General features: G+C 50.4%; 23 protein-coding genes. 12 read left to right on the top strand and 11 right to left on the bottom strand.

Annotation, left to right across the window (positions count from 1 at the left end; all coding sequences use genetic code 11):
• Window positions 1–322: 322 nt before the first annotated feature.
• Together ACU8YC_RS05660 and serB are read right to left on the bottom strand one after the other, a co-directional pair.
• Window positions 323–1,645, bottom strand: a complete 1,323-nt coding sequence (locus ACU8YC_RS05660) for an MFS transporter (protein ID WP_151219838.1) — start codon at window positions 1,643–1,645, stop codon at window positions 323–325.
• A 30-nt stretch (window positions 1,646–1,675) separates the two neighbouring features.
• Complete coding sequence (gene serB, locus ACU8YC_RS05655) at window positions 1,676–2,509, bottom strand: phosphoserine phosphatase SerB (protein WP_446895108.1); 834 nt, start codon at window positions 2,507–2,509, stop codon at window positions 1,676–1,678.
• A 269-nt stretch (window positions 2,510–2,778) separates the two neighbouring features.
• On the opposite strand from serB, the gene ACU8YC_RS05650 reads away from it, so the two are divergent.
• Window positions 2,779–4,161, top strand: a complete 1,383-nt coding sequence (locus ACU8YC_RS05650) for an L-serine ammonia-lyase (RefSeq protein ID WP_446895107.1) — start codon at window positions 2,779–2,781, stop codon at window positions 4,159–4,161.
• Complete coding sequence (locus ACU8YC_RS05645) at window positions 4,139–4,528, top strand: helix-turn-helix domain-containing protein (RefSeq protein ID WP_151219835.1); 390 nt, start codon at window positions 4,139–4,141, stop codon at window positions 4,526–4,528. Before ACU8YC_RS05650 ends, ACU8YC_RS05645 begins: the two co-directional genes overlap by 23 nt.
• Here the strand turns inward: ACU8YC_RS05645 and fghA are convergent, their stop codons facing one another.
• The gene (fghA, locus tag ACU8YC_RS05640; protein ID WP_370620008.1) at window positions 4,529–5,365 is read right to left on the bottom strand and encodes an S-formylglutathione hydrolase; all 837 of its coding nucleotides are present in this window, start codon (window positions 5,363–5,365) and stop codon (window positions 4,529–4,531) included. It abuts the gene before it with no gap.
• Window positions 5,366–5,686: 321 nt separating this feature from the next.
• Between fghA and folE the strand changes: the two genes are divergently transcribed.
• The 6 genes from folE to mglC all read left to right on the top strand — a co-directional run bounded on the left by folE (window position 5,687) and on the right by mglC (window position 12,606).
• Window positions 5,687–6,355 carry a GTP cyclohydrolase I FolE gene (folE, locus tag ACU8YC_RS05635; RefSeq protein WP_446895106.1) on the top strand — a complete coding sequence of 223 codons (669 nt, stop codon included), beginning with the start codon at window positions 5,687–5,689 and terminating at the stop codon, window positions 6,353–6,355.
• 14 nt (window positions 6,356–6,369) lie between these two features.
• Complete coding sequence (gene yeiB, locus ACU8YC_RS05630; RefSeq protein WP_446895105.1) at window positions 6,370–7,527, top strand: DUF418 domain-containing protein YeiB; 1,158 nt, start codon at window positions 6,370–6,372, stop codon at window positions 7,525–7,527.
• Window positions 7,528–7,671: 144 nt separating this feature from the next.
• On the top strand, window positions 7,672–8,694 hold the full coding sequence (gene galS, locus ACU8YC_RS05625) for an HTH-type transcriptional regulator GalS (protein ID WP_151219832.1): 1,023 nt from the start codon (window positions 7,672–7,674) through the stop codon (window positions 8,692–8,694).
• A 295-nt stretch (window positions 8,695–8,989) separates the two neighbouring features.
• The gene (mglB, locus tag ACU8YC_RS05620; protein WP_003027399.1) at window positions 8,990–9,988 is read left to right on the top strand and encodes a galactose/glucose ABC transporter substrate-binding protein MglB; all 999 of its coding nucleotides are present in this window, start codon (window positions 8,990–8,992) and stop codon (window positions 9,986–9,988) included.
• Between the two features lie 71 nt (window positions 9,989–10,059).
• Window positions 10,060–11,580 (top strand): galactose/methyl galactoside ABC transporter ATP-binding protein MglA, encoded by a 1,521-nt coding sequence (gene mglA, locus ACU8YC_RS05615; protein WP_005129207.1) that lies wholly within the window; start codon window positions 10,060–10,062, stop codon window positions 11,578–11,580.
• 15 nt (window positions 11,581–11,595) lie between these two features.
• A complete protein-coding gene (gene mglC, locus ACU8YC_RS05610; RefSeq protein ID WP_003027393.1) occupies window positions 11,596–12,606 on the top strand; it encodes a galactose/methyl galactoside ABC transporter permease MglC in 1,011 nt (336 codons plus the stop codon).
• 57 nt (window positions 12,607–12,663) lie between these two features.
• On the opposite strand, the gene preA is transcribed toward mglC, so the two are convergent.
• The 8 genes from preA to ACU8YC_RS05570 all read right to left on the bottom strand — a co-directional run bounded on the left by preA (window position 12,664) and on the right by ACU8YC_RS05570 (window position 19,656).
• Complete coding sequence (gene preA / locus ACU8YC_RS05605) at window positions 12,664–13,899, bottom strand: NAD-dependent dihydropyrimidine dehydrogenase subunit PreA (RefSeq protein ID WP_423390394.1); 1,236 nt, start codon at window positions 13,897–13,899, stop codon at window positions 12,664–12,666.
• Window positions 13,893–15,134: an NAD(P)-dependent oxidoreductase gene (locus tag ACU8YC_RS05600; RefSeq protein WP_446895104.1), complete on the bottom strand. Its 1,242-nt coding sequence runs from the start codon at window positions 15,132–15,134 to the stop codon at window positions 13,893–13,895. The genes preA and ACU8YC_RS05600 overlap by 7 nt, the downstream gene beginning before the upstream one ends.
• Before the next feature lie 233 nt (window positions 15,135–15,367).
• The gene (locus ACU8YC_RS05595; protein ID WP_005129200.1) at window positions 15,368–15,607 is read right to left on the bottom strand and encodes a DUF2542 family protein; all 240 of its coding nucleotides are present in this window, start codon (window positions 15,605–15,607) and stop codon (window positions 15,368–15,370) included.
• Between the two features lie 2 nt (window positions 15,608–15,609).
• Entirely contained in the window at window positions 15,610–16,329 is a 720-nt protein-coding gene (gene sanA / locus ACU8YC_RS05590) for an outer membrane permeability protein SanA (RefSeq protein WP_151219829.1), read from the bottom strand.
• A 163-nt stretch (window positions 16,330–16,492) separates the two neighbouring features.
• Window positions 16,493–17,377, bottom strand: a complete 885-nt coding sequence (cdd, locus tag ACU8YC_RS05585) for a cytidine deaminase (RefSeq protein WP_187253409.1) — start codon at window positions 17,375–17,377, stop codon at window positions 16,493–16,495.
• A 148-nt stretch (window positions 17,378–17,525) separates the two neighbouring features.
• On the bottom strand, window positions 17,526–18,221 hold the full coding sequence (locus ACU8YC_RS05580; RefSeq protein ID WP_151219827.1) for a CidB/LrgB family autolysis modulator: 696 nt from the start codon (window positions 18,219–18,221) through the stop codon (window positions 17,526–17,528).
• Window positions 18,218–18,616 carry a CidA/LrgA family protein gene (locus tag ACU8YC_RS05575; protein WP_016153711.1) on the bottom strand — a complete coding sequence of 133 codons (399 nt, stop codon included), beginning with the start codon at window positions 18,614–18,616 and terminating at the stop codon, window positions 18,218–18,220. Before ACU8YC_RS05575 ends, ACU8YC_RS05580 begins: the two co-directional genes overlap by 4 nt.
• Before the next feature lie 131 nt (window positions 18,617–18,747).
• Window positions 18,748–19,656 carry a LysR substrate-binding domain-containing protein gene (locus ACU8YC_RS05570; protein WP_151219826.1) on the bottom strand — a complete coding sequence of 303 codons (909 nt, stop codon included), beginning with the start codon at window positions 19,654–19,656 and terminating at the stop codon, window positions 18,748–18,750.
• Window positions 19,657–19,783: 127 nt separating this feature from the next.
• Here ACU8YC_RS05570 and mhbT point away from each other — a divergent pair, with 127 nt between their 5' ends.
• The 4 genes from mhbT to maiA are packed head-to-tail and all read left to right on the top strand — an operon-like array spanning window position 19,784 to window position 23,561.
• Window positions 19,784–21,142: a 3-hydroxybenzoate transporter MhbT gene (gene mhbT, locus ACU8YC_RS05565; RefSeq protein WP_286538944.1), complete on the top strand. Its 1,359-nt coding sequence runs from the start codon at window positions 19,784–19,786 to the stop codon at window positions 21,140–21,142.
• A gap of 11 nt (window positions 21,143–21,153) precedes the next feature.
• Complete coding sequence (gene gtdA, locus ACU8YC_RS05560; RefSeq protein ID WP_446895103.1) at window positions 21,154–22,191, top strand: gentisate 1,2-dioxygenase; 1,038 nt, start codon at window positions 21,154–21,156, stop codon at window positions 22,189–22,191.
• A 15-nt stretch (window positions 22,192–22,206) separates the two neighbouring features.
• Window positions 22,207–22,908: a fumarylacetoacetate hydrolase family protein gene (locus tag ACU8YC_RS05555; RefSeq protein ID WP_151219823.1), complete on the top strand. Its 702-nt coding sequence runs from the start codon at window positions 22,207–22,209 to the stop codon at window positions 22,906–22,908.
• A gap of 8 nt (window positions 22,909–22,916) precedes the next feature.
• Window positions 22,917–23,561 carry a maleylacetoacetate isomerase gene (maiA, locus tag ACU8YC_RS05550; RefSeq protein ID WP_187253407.1) on the top strand — a complete coding sequence of 215 codons (645 nt, stop codon included), beginning with the start codon at window positions 22,917–22,919 and terminating at the stop codon, window positions 23,559–23,561.
• Window positions 23,562–23,573: the final 12 nt, after the last annotated feature.

The raw sequence follows: 23,573 nt of genomic DNA, 5'->3' as shown, positions 1-23,573 counted from the left end.
AATGAATCAAACTGCGCGTCATGTGAAAGGCCATGACAATTGTATGTATTTGTCTTTTAAGGACTCTTTTCAGTAAAGAAGCGGGGTGATTGTACAAAATCATTAATTTTTGTAAACACAAATGATAATAGAAATCATTTGTGTTTGATTTTATTTCGAGGGAAATGCTTTTTAATCAATAAGATAATGGAGTGAGAAAAAAGGAGAAAAAGTAATGAAAGCGAGACGAATGAAGAGGGGAAACCTTTTTGATGCTGAAGAATGGCTTACGTTTTTGACTTAAGGACAGCGGCTATAACACCGCTGTCCTGTTTTGGCTGGCTTATAGCCGATGGAATTTGGCGAGTAAGGCCAGTGACAGGGTTGTTAACAGGATGGCGATCACGGCATACAGATAAACACCAGACCACTCCCAGCTATTCTTCACTAATATCACCGGTACGCCTGCTAATGCCGCGCCGACATAGCTAAATAATCCCCGGAAGCCGGTTATCGATCCCGCTGCATCTTTATGAGTAACATCCAGACAACCGACGGCAAAAAGCATATGCGGGCCGTACAGGGCGAACCCCATTATGGTGAAGAGTATCGCCGTAATGGTATATGAAGTATCCTGTACCACTGGGATTAAGGTAATACACACGCACAGCATTAAGGCGAATATTAGTCCTGTCATCCAGCGATTACTTTTAAACATAAAGTCCGATAAGTAACCCGCCAGTAGTCCTCCGGCAAGTCCACCGCCTTCAAACCACGAGATAATGGAGTTGGCCTTAATCAGGCTCCAGCCATGTACCTGCGAATAGTAAATTTGCGGCCAGTCGTTGAGAATGGTGCGGGCAATATAAACAGACATATCGCCGATGATAATAATCCATACCAGCGGGTTAATCAGGATATATTTAACGAAAATCTGCCAAAAGGAGAGGTTAACTGGACTGGCCTTAACCTGGGCAAGTTCTGTCGGATCATTGCGCCATTCTCCAACGTTAGGCAAACCTAAGGTCCCGGGACGGTCTTTAATCGTAAAGAGTGCAACAATCCCCATCAGCAGGGAGATCGCGCCCGGCACATAAAAACCCATTTTCCAGCTGCCGCTCCAGACAATCGCAAAACTGGTCAACAGTGGGGCGAGACTGCCGCCGATATTATGCGCCGCCTCAACGACCGCCCACCAACGCCCACGTTCATTTTTGGAAAACCAGGATGCCATGATCTTTGCCATTGGCGGAAAACTGGTGCCCTGGAGAATGGCGTTGAGGCTGTACAGCACATAAAACGCAGCGACGCTGTCGGAAAAACCAAAAAGAATATTGACGATCCCAACGCCAATGAGCACCGGGCCGGTCATGGCTTTCGGATTGATTTTATCAACCAGCATGCCGCCAACAAACTTCATTGACCCATACAGGATGTAAAACAGTGAAGACATGATGGCAAAATCTTCTGCAGTCAGAGCGGTATCAGACAACATTGCCGGCATGGCCGCTGAAAAGTTTTTACGCGTTAAATAAAAGACAGCGTAAGAGATAAAAACCGAGGTAATGATCTCTATCCTGAATTTTTTGTAAGTATGGTCAATCTCTTGTTTTTCTTTTACAACCGGCTTATCAGTCTGGCTGAATATAAACGATTTTAAGCTCATATGAGTTTCCCTTCAGGCAGTGCTCGTGGGTTATAATCCATTTTCGATCAAGAACAAAAGTGACTCGAATCCGTGAAAGTTAATTTGATTTGTTATTAACTCTCTGACCGCCGGTTTAGCTTTCCAAGCAATCCCCGTGCCTGCATATGTCAGCATGGGAATATCGTTAGCGCCATCACCGCAGGCGATAATATTATGCTGCGGTATCTGCAATGTATTGGCGAGTCGCTCCAATGTTTTTTGTTTATTATCTGCATTCATGATAGGCGCAGCGATATTATCTGTCAGTTTACCGTCCCTGATTTCAACGGTATTAGAAAAAACATAATCCAGATGATATTTTTCCTGTAACCTGCGAGTAAAAATGTCTAAACCACCAGAAATGATCGCCGATTTAAATCCTTTCTGTTTGAGAATGGGCAAAATAGTGGTAATGCCGGGAGAAGCGGTCATTTGATCGCATACGGCATTAATCACATCGATATGGGTTCCTTTTAACATCCCGATGCGCCGGGTAAAGCTGCTATTGAAATCCAGCTTTCCTTCCATCGCCTGCTTCGTCAGCTCTGCTATCTGTGCGGAGATGCCGAGCACGCGCGCAATTTCATCGACACCTTCTTCTTCGATAAATGTCGAGTCCATGTCGAATGCAATAATTCCTTTCGCTGGAATGATTTGCGGTTTAATGAAAAAATCAAACTGCTGAGCGAATGACGTGATTCGCAGTTTTTTATATATTTCATTTGTGAATGATTTATCTGGTATTGACAATTTAAAATATGATTTATTGATGTGCGTTATATGTGATTGTTCCAGTGTGCACTGATTTTCTTTTGTATCGCGATTTAGAAACGTTTCATGCAACTATGCCTGCAGTTTTTCAGGTTCTTTTGCACTAATAAAATAAATAATTGCCATTATGTCACTCCTGTAAATTAAGGTTATTGTAATAGTAGGGGGTGGCGATTGAATCCTGCTTTATCACAGATGTGAATGTTAAAAAAAAGAAAAAATAGTATTGTTTTTTATACCAATAAATAAACAAAGTCTGAAAGGTATCATTTTTGATATACACGTCACGGTCTGTTGCTACTGGCGGTATATTCTATTTTGACTAACAGGATGGGTCTAAAATGGAAAGTTGTATTGATATTTTTAAAGTCGTCATTGGGCCTTCCAGTTCAAGAACAGTAGGGCCAATGCGTGCCGCGTTTAACTTCATTTCACAATTAAAGCTACAGGAGATCTTACCGCTAACGCGAGAAATCGAGGTTGAGCTATACGGTGCGCTCTCATTAAGCCGCAAGTGTCATAACGTTGATATCGCTCTTTATCTGGGGCTGTTGGGTAACCAGCCGGATGATGTTGATTTACGTCAGCAAATGGAGGCCATTAAACGTGCTGAACAGAACGGTATTTTGCTGCTCTCTCCTTCAGTTGCCGTGACGGTGACGATTCTGGCTAATCAGCAACCGCATGCCGGTCATCCCTATGCGATGACGTTTCGCGCCCGGGATGATTATTTTACGTTGTATGAAGAAACATGGTTTTCAACCGGCGCCGGACAGGTTCGTAAACCCGGCGCGTCGACGCCCGAGACAGCGGCGCAAGAAAACGTATATCCTTTTGCTTTTCAGCATGCGGCGCAACTGCAGGATCTGTGTCAGCGCAATGGTTTATCCGTTGCGGCATTAATGATGAAAAATGAGTTACAGGTGCATTCCCAGGCGGCGTTGCATGACTATTTTTCGTACGTTTGGGCGATTATGCAGCAGGCAGTCCAGCGCGGTCTGCATACTGAGGGGCTGTTGCCGGGGCCGTATCAGGTACCGCGCAGAGCTTGCGCATTGCATAAATCACTGGCAATGAGACCCTCTGCTAACGACTTTCTCACCAACCTCAACTGGGTCAATGCCTTTGCGATTGCCGTCAGTGAGGAGAATGCCGCCGGTGGGCGGGTGGTGACCGCGCCGACTAATGGCGCGAGCGGTATCATCCCGGCGGTCCTTAGTTGGTACGATAAGTTTATCTGTGAACTGGATAACGCATCGGTTACCCGCTTTTTTCTTACCGCTGGCGCCATCGCGTTACTGTTCAAACAAAATGCCTCTATTTTAGGTTCTGAGGTCGGGTGTCAGGGGGAGATCGGCGTGGCAAGTTCGATGGCGGCAGCCGGCTTAGCAGAACTGATGGGGGCCTCAGTCGGTCAGGTGCTGAGCGCCGCAGAAATTGCCATGGAACATCATCTGGGGCTTACCTGCGATCCGGTTGGCGGGCAGGTACAAATTCCCTGTGTTGAACGCAACGCGATTTCGTCAGTAAAAGCAATTAACGCCGCAACGATGGCGATAAGCCGCATCAGTGAGCCATGCGTTTCGCTCGATGAGGTAATTGCAGCTATGTATGAAACGGGTAAAGACATGAGCGCGAAATACCGTGAAACGTATCATGGCTGTCTGGGAAAAATTCAGCCCAGAAAACGGAGAGAGTGGCATGAAATATCACACCATGAATAATGATGAAATCATCTTGTCATTATGCGCGCGTATCCGGGAAACGCGGATTTCCTTGGCCCTGACCCAGCAGCAGTTTGCCGACAGTGCTCAGGTGGGGATTGCAACCATTAAACGAATTGAGAAAGGTGGGGGATTGAATCTTGATACGCTTATCTCCCTGTTGCGTGCACTGAATAAGTTGCATCACCTGGATGCAATCTTATTCGAGTCTGAAGTGCGTAATTTTAACGAAGGTCATGAAGGCGGTGAGAGCGTGGGGCGATTACAGGTACGCCAACAGGCGGCCGATCTAAATCGTAAAGCGTCCGCGCCGCAGTCAGAAGAGATGAGCTACAGCGCGGCAATAGAAAATACCCTTTACTGGTGATCACTTCAGCAAATACTGGGCGTGGAATCGCAGGTGATCCTCGATAAACGACGCAATAAAGTAATAGCTGTGATCGTAACCCGGCTGGATGCGTAAGGTCATTGGCCATGCGGTCTGACGTGCTGTTTCGGCCAGTACCGCGGGCTGCAACTGATCGGCAAGAAACTGATCGCTATCACCCTGATCAATCAGCGTTGGAATCGCATCTGCGGGCTTGCTGGCCAACATTAACGCGCAGCTATCCCATTCGGCCCACAGCGATTTATCTTCACCCAGATAAGCACTGAAGGCTTTCTCGCCCCAGGGAACGCGGCAAGGATTTACGATCGGCGCAAAGGCGGAAACACTGGTGTATTTCCCGGGATTTTTCAGCGCCATAATTAATGCGCCGTGACCGCCCATAGAATGCCCGCTGATCGCGCAGCGATCGCTGACGTTAAACTGCGATTGGATCAGGGCCGGAAGCTCATCACGCAGATAGTCATACATGCGAAAATGGCTTGCCCACGGCTGCTGGGTGGCATTAAGGTAAAAACCGGCTCCCTGACCTAAATCGTAACCCTCATCGTTGGCAACCTGCTCGCCACGCGGGCTGGTGTCCGGCATCACCAGGACTATACCCAGCTCAGCCGCGATGCGTTGCGCCCCGGCTTTCGTCGTGAAGTTTTCATCATTGCAGGTCAAACCTGACAGCCAGTACAGCACCGGAGGCGGAGCGTTATCGCGGGGTGGGGGAAGAAAAATACTGAAGGTCATAGCGCAATTTAGCGTGGCGGAGTCGTGACGCCAGCGTTGCTGCCAACCTTCAAAACAGCGGTGCTCTTCAAGCATTTCCATGCGTGGCTCCTTGTTGTGTTGAACCTGAATGTGTTTGCGAACTCACCATAATACAGATTATTCATTGCACCGTGAGTAACTTTCACTTCCGCATTGAGCAAACATACTTCATCATCTATATAACTTTACATTAACACTCGATATCACCGGGCTAAACAGTAAGTGAAATTGCTACGCTGAAAGGCTGTGCCAATTTCAATAATTATCGCGGTGAATACTGGATTATGTGCGCCGCCTCACGCACAATGTTCTGGCTGTGACACAGCCTAAAAACTTTGCCCCATGCAGGGCAGAGGCGCCCCACCTGCAGGAGAAGAAGAAATGTCATCACTCAGTAAAGAAGCGGCCCTGGTTCATGAAGCGCTGGTGGCGCGTGGTCTTGAAACACCACTACGCCCGCCCGTGCAAGAGATGGATAACGAAACGCGCAAACGTCTGATCTCAGGTCATATGACCGAGATTATGCAATTGCTCAACCTTGATTTGAGCGATGACAGTTTGATGGAAACTCCGCATCGCATTGCGAAAATGTATGTTGATGAGATTTTCTCCGGCCTCGATTACGCCAACTTCCCGAAAATCACCGTCATTGAAAACAAAATGAAGGTGGATGAGATGGTCACGGTCCGCGATATCACGCTGACCAGCACCTGCGAACACCACTTTGTCACTATCGATGGCAAGGCGACAGTGGCGTACATCCCGAAAGATTCGGTCATTGGTCTGTCGAAGATTAACCGCATTGTGCAGTTCTTCGCTCAGCGTCCGCAGGTACAGGAACGCCTGACTCAGCAAATTCTCACCGCGCTGCAAACGCTGCTCGGGACGAACAATGTAGCAGTGTCGATTGATGCGGTGCATTACTGTGTGAAAGCGCGCGGCATTCATGATGCGACCAGCGCGACCACGACCACGTCTCTTGGCGGATTGTTTAAGTCCAGCCAGAACACGCGTCAGGAATTCCTGCGCGCAGTACGCCACCACAACTGATCGGGGCAGGGACCATGGAGCGTAATGTCACGCTGGATTTTATTCGTGGCGTCGCCATCCTTGGTATCCTGCTTCTCAATATTAGCGCCTTTGGCCTGCCAAAGGCGGCATACCTCAATCCCGCGTGGTATGGCAACATCACCTTATCCGACGCCTGGACCTGGGCGCTGCTCGATCTCTTTGCGCAGGTAAAATTCCTCACGCTTTTTGCGCTGCTGTTCGGTGCTGGTCTGCAAATGCTGCTCCCACGCGGTAAACGCTGGATCCAGTCGCGGCTTACGCTGATGGTGCTATTGGGTTTTATTCACGGTTTACTCTTCTGGGATGGCGATATTCTGCTGGCATATGGCTTAATCGGCCTGATTTGTTGGCGGTTGATCCGTGATGCGCCGTCGGTAAAAAGTTTATTTAATACCGGCGTGCTGCTTTATTTGGTGGGCGTTGGCGTACTGCTGCTGCTGGGCGTGATCTCCGGGAGTGAGACCAGTCGCGCCTGGACACCGGATGCTTCAGCGTTGCTGTATGAAAAATACTGGAAGGTGAACGGCGGAATGGAAGCAGTCAGCAATCGCGTGGATATGATGTCCAATAGCTTGCTGGCGTTGGGTGCGCAGTACGGCTGGCAACTGGCGGGGATGATGCTGCTCGGCGCAGCATTAATGCGCAGCGGCTGGCTAAAAGGACAGTATAGTTTGCAGCACTATAGACGTACCGGCGTGCTGCTGATCATTACAGGGATGGCGATTAACCTGCCTGCTATCATCGCTCAGTGGCAACTGGACTGGGCCTACCGCTGGTGTGCTTTCCTGTTACAAGCCCCGCGAGAGTTGGGCGCGCCGTTGCATACCCTTGGTTACGCAGCGCTGATGTTCGGTTTCTGGCCGCAGCTTAGCCGCTTAAAATGGGTCATTGCCATCGCCTGCGTGGGGCGCATGGCGCTAACCAACTATCTGTTACAGACCTTAATCTGTACCACGCTGTTTTACCAGGCGGGCTTGTTTATGAAATTCGACCGGCTGGAGCTGCTGTATTTCGTCATTCCGGTCTGGGCCGTAAATCTGCTGTTCTCCGTCATATGGCTACGTTTTTACCGGCAGGGCCCGGTGGAGTGGTTGTGGCGCCAATTAACTCTGCGTGCGGCGGGGACGTCATTGCCTCGTACATCCAGATAACGATCTGGATCACATTCATTAACAAAATGGATGTAAGCGCTTTCATTCCTGTGACCTCACTCACGCAGCCCATTTCATTGTGCTGACAAAATATCCAGCCTGGGGTGTCTGCGGTTAACCGCAATCTAAAACAGGGCAGTGAATATGGTAACCATCCGTGATGTGGCACGGCAGTCTGGCGTTTCGGTCGCGACTGTTTCCCGCGTACTGAATAACAGCGCGCTGGTGAGTCCCGATACGCGTGAAGCGGTAATGAAGGCGGTCACTCAGTTGGGCTATCGACCGAATGCCAACGCGCAAGCGCTGGCGACGCAGGTGAGCGACACAATTGGCGTTGTGGTCATGGATGTTTCAGACGCATTTTTTGGCGCGCTGGTAAAAGCCGTGGATATGGTTGCCCAACAGCATCAGAAGTACGTCCTGATTGGCAACAGCTACCATGAGGCTGAAAAAGAACGCCACGCCATTGAAGTGTTGATTCGTCAACGCTGTAACGCACTGATTGTTCACTCTAAAGCACTGAGCGATCGGGAGCTGGCTGAGTTTATGGATCAGATCCCTGGCATGGTGCTGATCAACCGCCTGGTGCCGGGTTACGCCCATCGTTGCGTCTGCCTGGATAACATCAGCGGTGCCAAAATGGCGACCCGCATGTTGCTTAATAATGGTCATCAACGCATCGGGTATCTGGCATCAAGCCACCGCATTGAAGATGATGCCATGCGTAAAGAGGGATGGTTAAGCGCCCTGAATGAGCAGGGGATAGTGGCGGCAGAAAGCTGGGTCGGCACCGGTTCGCCCGATATGCAGGGCGGAGAATCTGCGATGGTGGAACTGCTGGGGCGCAATTTACAACTGACGGCGGTGTTCGCCTACAACGACAATATGGCTGCCGGCGCGCTGACCGCGCTAAAAGATAACGGTATTGCTATTCCATTACACCTTTCAATCATTGGCTTCGATGATATTCCCATCGCACGTTACACCGATCCGCAACTGACCACCGTGCGTTATCCCATTGCCTCAATGGCAAAAATGGCGACGGAGCTCGCGTTACAAGGGGCGGCAGGTACGTTAGATCCGCAGGCGACGCATTGCTTTATGCCGACGCTGGTACGTCGCCATTCAGTGGCGCTGCGGCAGAATGCGGCATCGATCACTAACTAATAACTCAGCGCGATGTAACCGCTTTCAATATGTGAGTAAATTCACAGTATATTAACAATGCGATAGCTATGATGACACTGTTTGTTGCGCTGTAACTACTATGTAACGGTGAATAATCACTTTCATCGAGGTATAGCTGCCTTAAACAACTAATAAAGCCTGTTTTTGGAGCGTTGCCAGACACGGAAGAAATATTTTTAAAAGTGAGCTTCGGCGTTCAGTAACACTTCAGTAACGTTCTGCCTGCCGAGCATTTATCTCAAGTACTACCCTGCATATTAAAACCGGAGATACCATGAATAAGAAGGTGTTGACCCTGTCTGCTGTAATGGCAAGCATGTTATTCGGCGCGGCTGCGCACGCTGCTGATACCCGCATTGGTGTGACTATCTATAAGTATGACGATAACTTTATGTCAGTAGTACGTAAGGCTATTGAAAAAGATGCCAAAGCGGCGCCAGATGTACAGCTGCTGATGAACGACTCGCAGAACGACCAGTCCAAACAAAACGATCAGATCGACGTGCTGCTGGCAAAAGGCGTTAAAGCACTGGCGATTAACCTGGTTGACCCGGCAGCGGCAGGCACGGTCATTGAAAAAGCACGCGGGCAGAACGTACCGATCGTGTTCTTCAACAAAGAACCTTCTCGCAAGGCGCTGGACAGCTATGACAAAGCGTATTATGTCGGTACTGACTCTAAAGAGTCCGGTATTATTCAGGGTGATTTGATTGCTAAACACTGGGCAGCTAACCCGAACTGGGACCTGAACAAAGACGGCAAAATTCAGTTTGTTCTGCTGAAAGGCGAACCGGGACACCCGGATGCTGAAGCACGTACTACTTACGTGATTAAAGAGCTGAACGACAAAGGCATTAAAACTGAGCAACTGCAGTTAGATACTGCAATGTGGGATACCGCTCAGGCGAAAGATAAGATGGATGCGTGGATGTCCGGTCCGAACGCGAACAAAATCGAAGTGGTTATCGCCAACAACGATGCGATGGCAATGGGCGCAGTTGAAGCGCTGAAGGCACATAACAAAACCAGCGTACCGGTATTTGGCGTGGATGCCCTGCCTGAAGCACTGGCGCTGGTGAAATCTGGTGCTATGGCCGGTACCGTGCTGAACGATGCTAACAACCAGGCGAAAGCTACCTTTGATCTGGCGAAAAACCTTGCTGATGGCAAAGGTGCGGCTGATGGCACCAACTGGAAAATTGAGAACAAAATTGTTCGTGTTCCGTACGTAGGTGTTGATAAAGATAATCTGGCAGAGTTTACCAATAAGTAAATACTCCGTCTGTGGGCGCAATATCATTGCGCCCTTAATAACGCACTCTGCAAGGCCAACAAGGTATAATTATGGTCAGCACACATACTCAGTCGTCAGGCGAATACTTGTTGGAAATGACCGGCATCAACAAGTCCTTCCCCGGCGTTAAGGCTCTTGATAATGTCAATTTAAAAGTCCGCCCACATTCGATCCACGCCTTAATGGGGGAGAATGGTGCGGGGAAATCCACATTATTGAAATGTCTTTTCGGCATCTATCAAAAAGATTCCGGTAGTATTTTATTTCAGGGTAAAGAAATCGATTTTCATTCTGCTAAAGAAGCGCTTGAGAATGGTATTTCGATGGTACATCAGGAATTAAACCTGGTATTACAACGTTCTGTGATGGACAACATGTGGTTGGGACGCTATCCCACCAAAGGTATGTTTGTCGATCAGGAAAAAATGTACCGTGATACCAAAGCGATATTTGATGAGCTGGATATTGATATCGATCCGCGCGCACGCGTCGGCACATTATCCGTTTCACAAATGCAGATGATTGAAATTGCGAAAGCGTTCTCCTATGACGCCAAAATCGTCATCATGGATGAACCAACGTCATCGTTAACCGAGAAAGAAGTTAATCATCTGTTCACCATCATCCGTAAGCTGAAAGAACGTGGATGCGGTATTGTTTATATTTCTCACAAAATGGAAGAAATTTTCCAACTGTGTGATGAAATCACCGTGCTGCGCGACGGCCAGTGGATTGCGACCCAGCCGCTGGAAGGGCTGGATATGGATAAGATCATCGCCATGATGGTAGGGCGTTCACTGAACCAACGTTTTCCGGACAAAGAAAACAAGCCCGGTGAAGTGATTCTGCAAGTGCGTAACCTGACCTCGCTGCGTCAGCCGTCAATTCGTGATGTCTCGTTTGATTTGCACAAAGGGGAAATTCTCGGGATTGCTGGTCTGGTCGGCGCTAAACGTACTGATATCGTTGAAACGCTGTTTGGTATTCGTGAGAAATCATCGGGTACAATTACGCTACATGGCAAAAAAATTAATAACCACAGCGCAAATGAGGCCATCAATCATGGTTTTGCGCTGGTCACGGAAGAACGCCGCTCAACCGGTATTTACGCGTACCTGGATATTGGTTTTAACTCGTTAATCTCCAATATCCAAAACTATAAAAATAAAGTCGGTCTGCTGGATAATTCCCGCATGAAGAGTGATACCCAATGGGTAATTGACTCCATGAGGGTGAAAACGCCGGGCCATCGTACACAAATCGGTTCACTGTCTGGTGGTAATCAGCAAAAGGTGGTTATTGGCCGTTGGCTATTAACGCAGCCAGAAATTCTGATGCTGGATGAACCTACACGTGGTATCGATGTCGGCGCGAAATTTGAAATTTATCAGCTGATTGCCGAACTCGCGAAAAAGGATAAGGGGATTATTATTATTTCCTCTGAAATGCCGGAGCTATTGGGTATTACAGATCGTATCCTGGTGATGAGTAATGGTCTCGTTGCCGGGATTGTTGACACTAAAACGACAACGCAAAACGAAATCCTCCGTCTTGCGTCTTTGCACCTTTAAGATTAGGGGCTCCTCATGAGTGCGTTAAATAAGAAAAGTTTTCTTACTTATCTGAAAGAAGGCGGAATTTACGTTGTTCTTTTGGTTTTGCTGGCGATTATTATTTTCCAGGATCCCACTTTCTTAAGCTTACTGAACCTGAGTAATATTCTGACGCAATCTTCGGTGCGTATTATTATCGCATTGGGTGTGGCAGGGCTGATTGTTACCCAGGGGACCGACCTGTCTGCGGGACGTCAGGTTGGCCTTGCGGCGGTCGTGGCGGCAACCTTGCTGCAGTCGATGGAGAACGCCAACAAGGTGTTCCCGGAAATGGCGACGATGCCAATTATCGTGGTGGTGCTGATTGTCTGCGTGATTGGCGCCATTATCGGTCTGGTGAACGGTATCATCATCGCTTATCTGAACGTGACGCCGTTTATTACCACCCTGGGTACGATGATTATCGTTTACGGGATCAACTCCCTGTACTACGACTTCGTCGGCGCATCGCCAATTTCTGGCTTCGACAGCGGATTCTCAACCTTTGCGCAGGGCTTTATTGCGCTGGGCAGTTTCCGACTCTCCTACATCACCTTCTACGCGCTGATTGCCGTGGCCTTTGTATGGGTGCTGTGGAATAAAACCCGCTTCGGTAAGAATATTTTTGCTATCGGCGGAAACCCGGAAGCGGCGAAAGTGTCCGGGGTAAACGTTGCGCTGAACCTGCTGATCATCTATGCGTTGTCTGGCGTGTTCTATGCGTTTGGTGGTTTGCTCGAAGCCGGGCGTATCGGTTCGGCAACCAACAACCTCGGCTTTATGTATGAGCTGGATGCGATTGCCGCGTGCGTGGTTGGCGGCGTGTCGTTCAGCGGCGGGGTAGGGACCGTGTTTGGCGTGGTGACCGGTGTGATTATCTTCACCGTTATCAACTATGGTCTGACCTACATTGGTGTGAACCCTTACTGGCAGTATATTATCAAGGGCGGCATTATTATCTTCGCGGTCGCGCTGGACTCACTGAAGTACGCGCGTAAGAAGTAATCGTATAACGCAAAAATCCCGGCACAGCGCAATCTGTACCGGGCTTTTTTGTCAGTATTACAACGTTAACTCGTGCGCTTTCTCACCAGGTTTAAATTTCACCTCACCCAGTTCGATACAGGCTACCGGGCAAACGTGACCGCACAGCAAGCATCCGACACATTTTTCCGTGTTGCAGTGCGGCGTGCGGGTTTCTTCGTTCCATTCCATTGCCTGATGCCCACCGTCGTAACAGGAGATGTAGCAGCGACCGCAGCCAACGCATTTATCCAGATGGATATTCGGATAGACGATGTAGCTACGGTCAAGTTCCTCAGCGGGGATAATATTGGCATTGGCTAGACCCACCATCTCCTCCAGTGAGTCAAACCCTTGATCGGCGAGGTAATGTGACAATCCGCTGATCATGTCCTCCACAATCCGATATCCATACTGCATGATCCCGGTGGTCACCTGCAGCGTGGCCGCGCCTAACAGTAAAAACTCGGCTGCATCTTCCCAGGTTTCAATTCCTCCGATGCCGCTAATTGGGAAATCCCGCAGTTCAGGGTGCATCCGCAGTTGTTGGATAAATCGCAGGGCGATAGGCTTAACGGCCTTGCCGGAGTAGCCGGAAATACTGGATTTGCCGTTGACGACCGGCATCCCGATTTTCCTGTTCAGGTCGATGTTAGTGATGGATTTAACTGTATTGATGGTCGCGATACCATCCGCACCTCCACGTTTTGCCGCCAGCGCCACCTCACACATATCACCAATGTTCGGCGTCATTTTTGCCAGCATTGGCAGGGACGATCCGCGTTTCACTGCCCAACAATATTTTTCAACCAGCTCAGGGCTTTGTCCTACATCGCTGCCCATAGCATGCGAGGTCATTTGCGGGCACGAGAAGTTACACTCGATCATGTCGGCACCGGCCTCTTCAACCAGGCGGGCCAGTTCCTGCCATTGCTGTTCATTTTCCCCCATGATCGACGCAATCAGAACCTTGTTCGGATAGTCCTGTTTCAGTCGGCGGATTGCGGCCAGATTCTCCTCCAGCGGATGCTCGGCAATTTGCTCCATGTTTTTGAAGCCAATAAAGCCGGTATCTTCTTTGCTGAGATGATCAAAGCGCGGAGAGACCTCATTCGCAATAAAGAACCCGATCGTTTTAAAAACAATACCGCCCCAGCCACTTTCATAGGCTTTGGCGCACATTTCATAGCAATTGCCCACCGGAGAGGAAGAGAGGCAGAATGGGTTGGGGAATTTGACGCCGCAAAAGGTAATAGAAAGATCTTTCGTTAACATGAGCAAGCTCCCTCTAAATAGTGATGAATGGCCTGAGCTGCTTCTTTACCGGTTTTCACGGCGTAAACAACCGTTTTATCGCCCTCAACAATATCACCAGCAGCAAACAGGACAGGATCGGTGGTTTGGTAGTTTTGCGTATCGATAAGATTGTGCTGGGGCTTTAACGCGGCAAAATTATCAAGCTGAGCGTGTTGGCCGACGGCAAGAATAATGTGCTCGGCTTCAAGCGAGAGTTCACCTGGCAAGCGTACGTGTTTAAAGGAAACCCGATTTCCGTTAACCGCCACAGGCGTGAAACCGTCAATAATCGATACCCCTAATGCCTGGGTGCTGTTGAATTCTTTGTCGCTGGCCGGGAAATCAGCCAGTTCTTCACGCGCTACACAGGTGACTGACGGACAGCCCAGCAACTTTAAGGTACTGGCGACATCCATCGCCACGTCGCCACCGCCGATGATTAATGCACTTTGCGCGACGGTAATATCGCCGCTGGCTTGCCGGGCGCGTTGCAGGAAATCGACGGCAATTTCAACGTTATTCGCTCTCTCAAACAGAGGTAACGTTGAACCGTAAGACATCCCCACGGTAACCAGTACGGCGCGATAATTCGCTTTGAGTTGCTCAACGGAAAGGGCATTGCCGACTTCGCAATTGCACGTGATGGTCACGCCCATTTCAACGATACGGGCAATTTCAAGATCCAAAACCGATTGCGGCAGACGAAACTCAGGGATGCCATAGCGCAACCAGCCACCTGGCTGAGCCTGTTTTTCGAAGATGGTGACGTCATAACCAAGATTACTTAGCGTTACGCTGGCCTGTAACCCTGCCGGGCCCGCACCGATGACGGCAACCTTGCCCAGCTTTTCTGTCGCTGGCTGATAGATTTTCATTGCCGTTTGCTGTTCAAAATCGGTAATAAAGCGCTGCAGACGTGCAATATCGATCGGTTTATCAATACCTGAACGTGTACATCCGCGCTGACATAATTTTTCGGTTGGGCAAACCCTGGCGCATACTGCACCGAGCGCATTATTTTCCCGGATAGTTTCGGCAGCGCCTTTAAAATTGCGAAAATAAATGGATCGAATAAATTTTCCGGGATCGGTTTGCGCCGGGCAATCCTGACTACAGGGGGCATCGTGACATAATAAACAGCGGGAAGCCTCTTTTATTGCTAATAATGGGGTAAAAGCAGGCGTGAGCTCATCGAGATAATTTTGTTGTGGCATATTTTATTCCTTAATGCTTGAGTAAATTAAGGCAAGCTGTTAATAACAAAATATAAAAATAGAAAGGCTATTCTTAAGGCTAAGCACTGCAGGAAGAGTATTCTGTGAAAAGATTCACAAATAGAAGATAGTTTGAGGGAAATGCTGGCGCGCAGCATTAATCCCTTATATTGAAATGTTAACCATTATCATAATGTTAGCTATTCTCAAGCGCTAATATAACGGTAATCTCTTTAGCGATAAAAGACTAAATAAATAACCATACCGAAAGATAAACATCCGCATCCGGCATAAACCAATACATAAGACCAGAACTGTAATGGGGCTTCATTCCGGTAGGCATAAACCGGCTCACGCGCATTCTTCTTAATTTTATCTACCGCGCCAGTACGCCAGCCTTTCCAGGCTTCACGGAAACAAAACACAGGGATGAGCAGAAAGGCCAATACGACAAAAAGGGTTTGTACATCCATGCTTATTTTCCTTGTTTCTTTTGTAATTCGAGTAATTGTTCGGCTGTGACCGCCGGATATCCCTGTGCATCGTCCGGTACCTGATGCATAGTAGGAATTGGCACCAGGGGGCCTAAAAAGCGCGGTTCACGTTTGAAAATGTAGAGATCAGCAAGTGCGCCAAAACGAGCACCAAATTCACGTACTCGCACGGTGAGCATATCTTTTGGCGAAGGTACCGCATAACACTGGGCCTGAATCCCCATATGTAGCGCAATAAATAAGGCGCGTTCACAGTGGAATCGCTGAGTAATAATGATGAAATCGTTGGTATCAAATACCTTGCGGGTACGCACGATGGAGTCGAGCGTACGGAACCCGGCGTAATCAAGCACAATATCAGCCGGATCAACGCCTGCAGCAATCAGATCCTTACGCATCGTCATCGGTTCGTTGTAGCTTTGCTGCGCGTTGTCGCCGCTCAGCAGCAGATAGTTTACCTTCCCGCTGTTATAGGCGTTCAATGCACCCTGAATGCGGTAGCGGTAATACTGATTGATGACGCCGGTGCGGTAATACTTCGCCGTGCCCAGAACCACACCTACCTGGCGGTAGGGTAAATCCTGCAGTTCGTCGTAAATGTAGGGAGCAGTCTTCCAGCTCATCCATCTGTCGAGTCCAAGCACAGTCAACAGCAGCAAGCCAGACAAGACTAACAGGCTGTAAAACACGCGCTTTAACATGCAGAAAACTCGTTATTTGGATGGAATTTCAATCAGGCTACTGTACCCGAAGACGTAGCGCAAGAAACAGCAATCTGATTGAGGGGATTTTAGACATTCTGCATATTGCCGGATAACGGTGTAAACACTTTATCCGGCCTACGAACTGGCGTTATTGAGACGATTAACTCAGGAGAACGCGCTCAATATTATTACAGCCCAGCGCTTTCAGGGTGGCGGAGGTCGCATCCCACTGAATCAATGGCGCATCGGCTTTTTCAGCCAGCACGGCGCGTTGGATATCCGGGTAGTCATAGCCGTTGAGATTCAACAGGTTTAACGCGCCCTGCAGCGGCGGAAGAGTTGGGTTGAAGGCGGCGTTTTCAGCATAGCTGCCGCTAAAAATTTGGCCATCTTTACACTCCAGCGCAACACCGCTTGGGGATTTGCTGTACGGCATATGGCATCTGTTGGCGGCGGTGATTGCTGCCTGGGTCAACGCATCGCCCTGCAGCACGAAGCCGTGATCCTGATCGTCCATTAGCAGCGTTTTAATTTCCAGATCTTTCGGGCCGAAGGCATCTGGCAGGTAATCGCGCAGCGCGTGTGGCGCACGACCTGGCAGATGAATACGTAAATCCAGTCCGCTATTTAGTTCGTTCATAAACTGACGGCAGTGCCCGCAAGGGGTGTAGTTGACGGTAATCGCGGCGAGTCCTTTTTCGCCACGTAACCAGGCATGGCTAATAGCGCTCTGCTCGGCATGAACGGTTTGCTGCATTGTTGCGCCCAGGAACTCCATGTTCCCACCGAAGTACCAGGTTCCGCTGATGCCGCGAGAGATTGCACCGACGTTAAAGTTGGACAGCGGGGTACGCGCGCAGGCCGCAGCCAGCGGCAGCAGAGCGAATGCCAGCGCGTCTTCGTCCAGTCCCGATTCGCGTTTCAGCAAAGAGACCTGTTCAGCAGTCAGCATAGCGGGGAAGTGCACATCCGCCAGAACAGGGGCCAGGGCTGTTTGCAAGTTATCCGCGAGTTGGGCAAAAGCAGTTTGAAAACGTGGATGCATGGCGATGCCTCATAACAATGTAATGGAATCGTAGTTTACGGGCCTGTTACGGCTTTATATGTGATCCAAATCCCATTGTGTGTGCAACTTATGAAACTTAAATTAAAAATGTGCAACGCATCGCAAATAAATCAGCAAAAAGTAAAGGTTAACCGACCACTGCCAGAATAATTGGGAACAGGAATGGGGCAACCAACGAGGTGATAATGCCGCAAATAACCAGCGCCAGTGAGCTAAACGCGCCTTCCTGATAGTCCAGTTCTGCGCAGCGTGCAGTGCCCAGGGCGTGCGAAGCGGTACCCATGGCCAGCCCACGAGCGGCCTTAGTACGAATACGCATGGCGTTGAGCAATGTATGACCAAACACCGCCCCGAGGATACCGACAAAAATGACGCATACGGCGCTGATAGCCGGAATACCGCCAATGCTGCCTCCCACCGCCATAGCAATAGGCGTAGTGACCGATTTCGGCATAATAGATGCGGCAATTTGCGGCGATGCGCCCATCAATAAGGCGATTGTTGTACCTGTCACCATCGCCACGACGCTCCCCGCAAAACAAATGGCAATGATTGATTTCCAGCGGGCGCGAATCTGGTGCAACTGTTCGTATAACGGATAGGCCAGTGCGACCACGGCAGGCTGTAGCAAATCGTTCAGCACCTCGCTGCCTTTGAAATAGTGATCGTAGGGAATACCGGTCAACATCAGTATCGGAATAATCACCACCATGGCGACCAGCAACGGATTCAATAGTGGCATTTTAAATCGTGCTGCCAGCTTACGTGCGGCAAAAAACACCGCCAGGGTAAGCGGTAACGACCACCAGATATACGACATCATTCTTTAGACCCTTTTTGCCCAACGATTTTGCGCTCACCGTGCACAATATGTGAACTCCAGCTCACCACCAGGAAAACGACCAGCGTACTGATGGTACAGGACACCACCACCGGACCAAATTGCGCGCGGAGCAGATCAAAGTACTGCATGATCCCTACGCCAATTGGGACAAACAATAGGGCCATATAGCGAATCAGGACGTAGCAGCCGGGATTAACCCATTTTGCCGGTAACACCTGCAAAGCCAGTAAGACAAACAGAATCAGCATGCCGATAATACTGCCCGGAATGGTGATAGGAAGTAGCGATGCAAGAAAAATACCTGCATAGAGGCAGGCATAAATCAGGACGAATGCGCGCAAATATTGCCAGATAATATTCAGTGCTTTGCTCATAATTGGAACCCTTGACGAGACTGATTCATCATACAATTAAACTTTAAAACGTGCTACCGATCACATCATGAATTCTAAGCATAGGAGAAATAGACATTGGGAACATTAGGCGATGCCCCTAAATCAGCGCGTTAAACCTGTGCCAGGTAATACAGAAAACGACTCAGGGCCGTGGAGGGCGTTTCATTGTTGCGCCAGAATACGCCCACGCTGCCTTTTTGTTCAATCTTCGGCAAATTCAGAATAGCCAGCTGTCCCTGGGTGGCATAACGCTGCGCCAGACGCAGAGAAAGAATAGAGATCATATCGCTACTTTGCAGCAGGTTGGTGCTGACGTTCATTGATGCAGATTCAATCGTGTTTTCCGGCAGCATCACACCGTTGTCAACCAGCGCGTTGTCAATGCTGATGCGAATGGGCGTTCCTGTCGGCCAGACAATCCAGCGCCAGTCAGCGAGATCATTCCAGGTGAGCAGGGGAGAGTTTGCCAGCGGATGGTCAGGGCGGGCGACGAAACAAACCGGCTCGGTATACAGCACCTGATAATTGAGCGGCAGTTGTAGCGCCCGGCCCCCGACGCGCCCGACGACCACATCCACCGAACCCGCGAGCAGATCGTGCAGCAGCGGGGTCATCACCTTCTCTTCAATATTAAGATGCAGGGTCGGCAGTTCTTTAAGCAAACCCAGTATCGCTTGTGAGACGCAGTCGGTCGCCACTGGCGAGCAGCCGATCTTCAGACTTCCTACCAGACCGCCCTGTTTAAAACGGGCGATTTCAACCTGAGAACGTTCCATATCATTGATCAGGCGTTGCGCGTGCTGCAGTAGCAGCTTGCCGCCTTCGGAGGGACGTAAGCCTTTACTGTGGCGTTCAAAGAGCGTGATGCCAATCTCATCTTCGAGCTGTGATAACCATTTTGACAGCGCCGGCTGGGTGATATTCATCATTCGGGCGACGTGAGTCAAATTTCCCTGTTCCCCCAGTGCGATAAGCGTTTGCAGGTGATGCAACTTAAGTTTCTGCGCCCAGTTAGCCATTTGCTATAACCTCCAGGTTATGCCTCTGCATGAAAAGCCATTGTACATTTCATCTCCAAACATACAAAGTCGCAACATACCTAAAACAAAACAGACATCTACTTATACCTGCACTGAGGCATTCACTATGACTCAACAACGTGATCTACAAGCACTGATCGATTCCGCTCCTGTCGGTAAGACGCAATGGCGCGTCATCATTTGCTGTTTTTTGGTCGTCATGCTCGACGGATTTGATACCGCAGCTATCGGCTTCATCGCTCCAGACATCCGGACTCACTGGCAGCTGACTGCCGGCGATCTGGCACCATTGTTTGGCGCAGGCCTGTTGGGACTAACCGCTGGCGCACTGCTCTGCGGCCCGCTGTCAGACCGTTTTGGCCGCAAACGGGTGATAGAACTCTGCGTGGCGCTGTTCGGCGCCCTGAGCCTGATTTCGGCTTTTTCTCCCGATCTACAAACGCTGGTTATTTTGCGCTTTCTTACCGGATTAGGTCTGGGCGGTGCGATGCCGAATACCATCACCATGACGTCAGAATACCTGCCAGCGCGGCGGCGTGGCGCGCTGGTGACCATGATGTTTTGTGGATTTACCCTGGGATCGGCGATGGGCGGGATTGTGAGTGCGCAACTGGTGCCGGTTATTGGCTGGCACGGCATTCTGGTGCTGGGAGGCGTTCTACCGCTGATGCTGTTTGTCGCTCTGCTGTTTGCACTACCGGAATCTCCGCGCTGGCAGGTTCGTCGTCAGTTGCCGCCTAACGTGATTGCCAGAACCGTTAGCGCCATCACCCGGGAACGTTATGACAATACCCATTTTTATCTCAACGAAGGCACCGCAATTGCTAAAGGCAGCATCCGCCAACTGTTCGTCGGGCGACAGTTGCCCATTACCCTGATGTTATGGGTAGTGTTCTTTATGAGCCTGCTGATTATTTATCTGCTCTCCAGTTGGATGCCAACGCTGTTAAACCATCGTGGAATTGACCTGCAGCACGCCTCATGGGTGACCGCCGCCTTCCAGATTGGCGGCACGCTCGGGGCGCTGGCGCTCGGGGTACTGATGGATAAATACAATCCTTTCCGCGTGCTGGCAGTGAGCTATGCGCTGGGGGCGGTGTGTATCGTCATGATTGGCTTAAGCGAAAACGGCCTGTGGCTGATGGCGCTGGCCATTTTTGGCACCGGTATCGGGATCAGCGGATCGCAGGTGGGTCTCAATGCGTTAACCGCCACGCTGTATCCGACACAGAGCCGGGCCACGGGCGTCAGCTGGTCTAATGCGATTGGCCGCTGCGGCGCGATTGTCGGCTCGCTTTCCGGCGGCGTGATGATGGCAATGAATTTCTCTTTCGATAATTTGTTTTTCATCATTGCCGTTCCGGCGGCCATCAGTGCGGTGATGCTTACGCTACTGACGGTTGTTATCCGCCAGTCGGCCTCTGCCTCAAATACCCTGCCACGTGCAAGCGTTGTGAATGAATAAGGAGAATCCCTATGTCTGAACTGAATCAGGATGTTAAGAACAGCCGTCAGCAGTTTTACCAGCATATTTCCGGGCAGAATCTGACCCCACTGTGGGAGTCGCTGCACCGTCTGGTGCCGCCAACGCCGAACGCGAACTGCGCGCCTGCGTACTGGAATTATCAGGAGATCCGTCCGTTACTGCTGGAAAGCGGCGATCTGATTGGCGCGAAAGAGGCGATTCGGCGCGTACTGGTGCTGGAAAACCCCATGCTGCGCGGTCAGTCTTCAATCACCCCAACCCTGTATGCCGGATTGCAGTTAATCATGCCGGGCGAGGTTGCGCCGAGTCACCGCCATAATCAGTCTGCACTGCGTTTTATTGTCGAAGGGAAAGGGGCATTTACCGCCGTAGACGGTGAGCGAACCCAGATGCATGAAGGCGATTTTATTCTGACGCCGCAGTGGCGCTGGCACGATCACGGCAATCCGGGCAGTGAACCGGTGGTGTGGCTGGACGGTCTGGATCTGCCGCTGGTGAATCTGCTGGGCTGCGGCTTTGCGGAAGACTACCCGGAGGATCAGCAGCCGGTCACGCGCAAGGAAGGAGATTATTTACCGCGCTATGCAGCCAATATGTTGCCGCTGCGTCATCAGAAAGGTAACTCATCGCCAATTTTTAATTATCGCTACGATCGCAGTCGTGAAGCGCTGGATGACCTGACTCGCCTAGGCGATGCCGACGAGTGGGATGGCTACAAGATGCGCTACGTCAACCCGGTAACCGGCGGCTATCCCATGCCTTCAATGGGGACCTTCCTGCAACTGTTGCCGAAGGGCTTTACTTCGCGGATGGCGCGAACCACCGACAGCACTATCTACCATGTTGTGGAAGGCCACGGACAAGTCACCATCGGTAATGAGACTTTCAATTTTTCGCCAAAAGATATCTTTGTGGTCCCAACCTGGCACGGCGTGTCGTTCCAGACCGGCGAAGACACCGTTTTATTTAGTTTTTCGGACAGACCGGTTCAGGAAGCGCTGGGGTTGTTCCGTGAAGCACGTTATTAATTTGGGAGAGAAAAAATGACGCAATACGTATTCGAACCGCAAGCGCCTGTTACCGTTCCGGTGGTTGGTAGTGATGAACTATTTCCTGTGCACCGTGTTTACTGTGTGGGCCGTAACTATGCCGCTCATGCGCGTGAAATGGGTTTTGACCCGGATCGCGAACCGCCGTTCTTCTTCTGTAAACCCGCTGACGCGGTGGTCCCGGTAGCAGCCGGTCAAATCCTGGCGCTGCCATACCCGGCGCAGACCGATAACTATCACTATGAGATAGAGCTGGTGGTGGCGATCGGTAAAAAGGGCAGTGATATACCGCTGGAAAAAGCGCACGAGTATATCTGGGGCTATGCCACTGGTCTGGATATGACCCGTCGCGACAGGCAGATGGAAATGCGCCAGATGGGGCGTCCGTGGGAAATTGGCAAAGCGTTTGATCTCTCTGCCCCTATCGCGCCGCTGCATAGAGCCAGTGAAAGCGCGGATGTTAACAGTGCGCCTATCTGGTTGCAGGTTAATGGCGATGATCATCAGCGGAGCGATATTCGTCATCTCATCTGGTCAGTCAATGAAACCATTAGCTATCTGTCCGGCTTTTTCGAACTGCAGCCGGGCGATCTGATTTACACCGGTACACCGGAAGGCGTGGGTGCGGTGGTGAAAGGCGATGTGATCACCGGCAACGTAGACGGTTTAACCCCCATCGCCGTGAAGATTGTCTGAGGTGGATGATGAAGCTGTACAGTTTCTTTAATAGCTCCGCGTCATATCGCGTGCGTATTGCGCTGGCGCTGAAGGGGCTCGATTACCAGACGGTGGGTGTCAACATTCGTATCGGTCAGCAGAACGCGCTGGCCTACCGGCGGATGAACCCGGTGGGGCTGGTGCCAACGTTGGTCACCGATGATGGCGAATCGCTCGGACAGTCGCTGGCGATAACCGACTGGCTGGATCATCACTTTCCACAGTCGCCGCTGCTGCCTGTTAACTACCCGGCGCGCAGTAAGGTGCTGGAAATTGTTTATGCCATCGCCTGTGATATCCACCCCGTGAATAACATGCGGGTGCTGCGCTACCTGAGCGAAGAGCTAAAGGTCAGTGAAGAAGATAAAAAACGCTGGTATGCCCACTGGATCCAGCAAGGGTTAAGCGCGGTGGAACAGATGCTACGCCAGAGTCACTCGGGGACGTTCTGCGTGGGAGACGCGCCGACGCTAGCGGATTGCTGTCTGATCCCGCAGTGGGCAAACGCCTTACGGATGGGTTGCGATCTGAGCGGATATCCGCGCTGTCAGGCGGTATATGATGCCTGTACCCAGCTTCCGGCGTTTATCGCCGCCGCGCCTGAGAATCAACAAGACAAAATTCCAGCCTGATAAGGAGAACGA

Source organism: Citrobacter sp. VF227 (assembly GCF_052950715.1).
This window is presented reverse-complemented; position numbering and strand designations above follow the sequence as displayed.

Excerpts from the sequence above, each read along its gene's own strand:
- yeiB (WP_446895105.1), top strand. The coding sequence starts at position 6,370 with ATGGAGCGTAATGTCACGCTGGATTTTATTCGTGGCGTCGCCATCCTT.
- galS (WP_151219832.1), top strand. The coding sequence starts at position 7,672 with ATGGTAACCATCCGTGATGTGGCACGGCAGTCTGGCGTTTCGGTCGCG.
- ACU8YC_RS05660 (WP_151219838.1), bottom strand. The coding sequence starts at position 1,645 with ATGAGCTTAAAATCGTTTATATTCAGCCAGACTGATAAGCCGGTTGTA.
- gtdA (WP_446895103.1), top strand. The coding sequence starts at position 21,154 with ATGTCTGAACTGAATCAGGATGTTAAGAACAGCCGTCAGCAGTTTTAC.
- cdd (WP_187253409.1), bottom strand. The coding sequence starts at position 17,377 with ATGCATCCACGTTTTCAAACTGCTTTTGCCCAACTCGCGGATAACTTG.
- mglB (WP_003027399.1), top strand. The coding sequence starts at position 8,990 with ATGAATAAGAAGGTGTTGACCCTGTCTGCTGTAATGGCAAGCATGTTA.
- fghA (WP_370620008.1), bottom strand. The coding sequence starts at position 5,365 with ATGGAAATGCTTGAAGAGCACCGCTGTTTTGAAGGTTGGCAGCAACGC.
- maiA (WP_187253407.1), top strand. The coding sequence starts at position 22,917 with ATGAAGCTGTACAGTTTCTTTAATAGCTCCGCGTCATATCGCGTGCGT.
- folE (WP_446895106.1), top strand. The coding sequence starts at position 5,687 with ATGTCATCACTCAGTAAAGAAGCGGCCCTGGTTCATGAAGCGCTGGTG.
- ACU8YC_RS05570 (WP_151219826.1), bottom strand. The coding sequence starts at position 19,656 with ATGGCTAACTGGGCGCAGAAACTTAAGTTGCATCACCTGCAAACGCTT.
- mhbT (WP_286538944.1), top strand. The coding sequence starts at position 19,784 with ATGACTCAACAACGTGATCTACAAGCACTGATCGATTCCGCTCCTGTC.
- sanA (WP_151219829.1), bottom strand. The coding sequence starts at position 16,329 with ATGTTAAAGCGCGTGTTTTACAGCCTGTTAGTCTTGTCTGGCTTGCTG.
- ACU8YC_RS05645 (WP_151219835.1), top strand. The coding sequence starts at position 4,139 with ATGAAATATCACACCATGAATAATGATGAAATCATCTTGTCATTATGC.
- ACU8YC_RS05580 (WP_151219827.1), bottom strand. The coding sequence starts at position 18,221 with ATGATGTCGTATATCTGGTGGTCGTTACCGCTTACCCTGGCGGTGTTT.
- preA (WP_423390394.1), bottom strand. The coding sequence starts at position 13,899 with ATGTTAACGAAAGATCTTTCTATTACCTTTTGCGGCGTCAAATTCCCC.
- mglC (WP_003027393.1), top strand. The coding sequence starts at position 11,596 with ATGAGTGCGTTAAATAAGAAAAGTTTTCTTACTTATCTGAAAGAAGGC.
- ACU8YC_RS05650 (WP_446895107.1), top strand. The coding sequence starts at position 2,779 with ATGGAAAGTTGTATTGATATTTTTAAAGTCGTCATTGGGCCTTCCAGT.
- ACU8YC_RS05575 (WP_016153711.1), bottom strand. The coding sequence starts at position 18,616 with ATGAGCAAAGCACTGAATATTATCTGGCAATATTTGCGCGCATTCGTC.
- mglA (WP_005129207.1), top strand. The coding sequence starts at position 10,060 with ATGGTCAGCACACATACTCAGTCGTCAGGCGAATACTTGTTGGAAATG.
- ACU8YC_RS05595 (WP_005129200.1), bottom strand. The coding sequence starts at position 15,607 with ATGGATGTACAAACCCTTTTTGTCGTATTGGCCTTTCTGCTCATCCCT.
- ACU8YC_RS05555 (WP_151219823.1), top strand. The coding sequence starts at position 22,207 with ATGACGCAATACGTATTCGAACCGCAAGCGCCTGTTACCGTTCCGGTG.
- ACU8YC_RS05600 (WP_446895104.1), bottom strand. The coding sequence starts at position 15,134 with ATGCCACAACAAAATTATCTCGATGAGCTCACGCCTGCTTTTACCCCA.